The 2,581-nt window shown below is 67.1% G+C and carries 4 protein-coding genes; all 4 read right to left on the reverse strand.

The window, feature by feature from the left end; genetic code table 11:
• The coding region (locus VNS22_RS23685) for an ABC-F family ATP-binding cassette domain-containing protein (protein ID WP_325736889.1) at nucleotides 1-863 on the reverse strand (863 nt) is incomplete at its 3' end.
• A gap of 30 nt (nucleotides 864-893) precedes the next feature.
• On the reverse strand, nucleotides 894-1,121 hold the full coding sequence (locus VNS22_RS23690; protein WP_325736891.1) for a hypothetical protein: 228 nt from the start codon (nucleotides 1,119-1,121) through the stop codon (nucleotides 894-896).
• A gap of 202 nt (nucleotides 1,122-1,323) precedes the next feature.
• Entirely contained in the window at nucleotides 1,324-2,172 is an 849-nt protein-coding gene (locus tag VNS22_RS23695; protein ID WP_349261881.1) for a carbohydrate ABC transporter permease, read from the reverse strand.
• A 19-nt stretch (nucleotides 2,173-2,191) separates the two neighbouring features.
• The coding region (locus VNS22_RS23700; protein WP_325736895.1) for a sugar ABC transporter permease at nucleotides 2,192-2,581 on the reverse strand (390 nt) is incomplete at its 5' end.

Below are 2,581 nucleotides of genomic sequence, written 5' to 3' on the forward strand. Positions count from 1 at the left end.
GCGTCCAGGACCGGCATCTTCTCCAGCATCTTCAGGCGTGACTGGGCCTGGCGGGCCTTGGTGGCCTTGGCGCGGAAGCGGTCGACGAAGCTCTGCAGGTGGGCGCGCTGCTCCAGCTGCTTGGCGCGGGTCTTCTCGCGCAGTTCGCGCTGCTCGGCGAGCTGGCGGCGGAACTGGGTGAAGCCGCCGGTCCAGGTGGTGAGCCTGCGGTTCTCCAGGTGGACGATGCGCTCAGGGACGGCGTCCAGCAGGTCGCGGTCGTGGCTGATCAGGAGGAGGGAGCGCGGGTATTTCGCCAGATGCTCGGTGAGCCAGAGGGTGGCTTCGAGGTCCAGGTGGTTGGTGGGCTCGTCCAGCAGGAGCAGGTCGGGCTCGGTGAACAGGACGCCCGCCAGCGCCACGCGCATCCGCCAGCCGCCGGAGAAGGACGAGAGCGGGCGGTGCTGCATCTCGTCGTCGAAGCCTAAGCCCTTGAGGATGATCGCGGCGCGGGCGGGTGCGGCGTCGGCGCCGATCTCGTGCAGGCGGTTCTCGATCTCGGCGATGCGGAGGCCGTCGGTGGCGGTGGCGCGCTCGGCCATCAGCGAGGCGCGCTCGCGGTCGGCGGCGAGGACGCCTTCCAGCGGGGTGAGGCTGCCACCGGGCGCCTCCTGGGCGACGATGCCCAGGCGGATGCCGGGCTGCAGGCGGACCTCGCCGGCATCCGCGTGCCACTCGCCGGTGATCAGGCGGAACAGCGAGGTCTTGCCGGTGCCGTTGCGGCCGACCAGGCCGAAGCGGCGGTTGGCGGGCATGTGCAGGCTGGCGCCCTCCAGGAGGGGGCGGCCGGCGATGCGCAGGGTGACGTCGTTCAGGTCGAGCATGGCGGCAGGAGGCCTGCCGGCGCGCCGGCGTCAAGAGGGGAACGGCTTCCCCACCGGCGTCGGCGCCCCATGATCGCCGTCGGCACTGGCCTCGCCACGCTGCCGGCCACCGACCAGCGAGCGCAATGCCATGCCGGCATCGGAAATCTGTGCGGACAACTGGTCGATCCGTTCCATCAGGTGCGACAGGCGGTCAAAATCGACATCGGGCAGGTCGTGCAGCGGCACGTCCCTGCGCCCAGGCAATGACAACGTCATCGGGCCCTCCGCCAGATGAACTTGTATATCTCTAGTTACACAAGAAGTTACAATCTTGAAAAGGAAAAATGATTCTACAGCGGCAGTTGCGTCTGCCGGGCAACAGGGCCAATGGCCGACTGCTTGACTGGTCAGAGTGAGGATATAGGGGAGAAATTCGCCGGCCGCAGAAAAGTTGCCAGCAGGCAAAACTTCGCGACTCTCAACCCTTCACTGCGCCGGCGGTGAGGCCCTGGACCAGGTAGCGCTGGATGACGGCAAAGAAGGCACAGGCCGGGATCAGCGCCAGCACCGCCGCGGCGGTCATCTGGCCCCAGTCGACCGAGAACTTGGACACGAAGGTGAGCAGGCCCACCGGGAAGGTCATCCTGGTCTCGGTCGAGATCAGCATCAGCGCGAACAGGAGTTCCGACCAGGCGGCGGTGAACACGAAGCCCAGCGTGGCGCCCATGCCCGGCAGGGTCAGCGGCAGGATCACCCGCCACAGCGCCTGGAAGCGGGTGCAGCCGTCGATCATCGCCGCTTCCTCCAGGTCCTTGGGGATACCTTCGAAGAAGCTCTGCATCAGGAAGGTGGCGAACGGCGCGTTGTAGGCGGTGTAGACCAGGATCAGCCCCATCAGGCTGTCGACCAGGCCCAGCGGCGTCATCAGCCGGTAGATGGGGGCGATCAGCATCACCAGCGGGAAGATCTGGGTCAGCAGGAGGAAGAAGGCCACCGCGTTCTTCCAGCGGAACATGAAGCGCGAGAGCGCATAGCCGGACAGGGCCGCCACGGCCGTGACGGCGACGGCGGTGCCCAGCGAGACGATCACCGAGTTCAGGAAATACCAGGGAAAGTCGGTGGCGCCGAGCACGGTCTGGAAGTTGCCGAGCGTCGTGCTGCTCGGCCACAGCCGGATGCCCTCGCCGAACAGGAGGTCCGTCGGGGTCACGGCGATCTTGACCAGCCAGAACAGCGGGAACAGCGCGGCCAGGACATAGAGCGCCAGGGCCAGCCAGTGGCCGCAGAAGCCCAGGCGGCGGCGGAGCTGCGAGGTGCCGGCGACCACCATCAGGCCAGGCTTCCCATCAGAAGGCACTCCGGAGCCGGCGGCGCATCTCGAGGATCAGGATGGCGTAGAGGAACAGCAGGGCCAGCAGCACCATGGACAGGGCCGAGGCATAGCCGAAGTCGAGCTTACGGAACGCCATGGTGAAGATGTAGGAGGGCAGGATCTGGGTCTGGTTGGCAGGGCCGCCGCCGGTCATCACCACCACCAGGTCGCCGAAATTGGCGATCCAGATGGTGCGCAGCAGCAAGGTGATGGCGATGGTCGGCACCAGATAGGCGAGCGTCACATGGCGAAAGCGCGCGAGCGTGCCGGCCCCGTCGATCGCGGCCGCCTCGTACATCTCGTTCGGGATCGACTGCAGGGCCGCCAGGATGGTGATGGCGAAGAACGGGATGCCCCACCAGAC

This window comes from Geminicoccus sp., from assembly GCF_035556675.1.
GTDB lineage: Bacteria > Pseudomonadota > Alphaproteobacteria > Geminicoccales > Geminicoccaceae > Geminicoccus.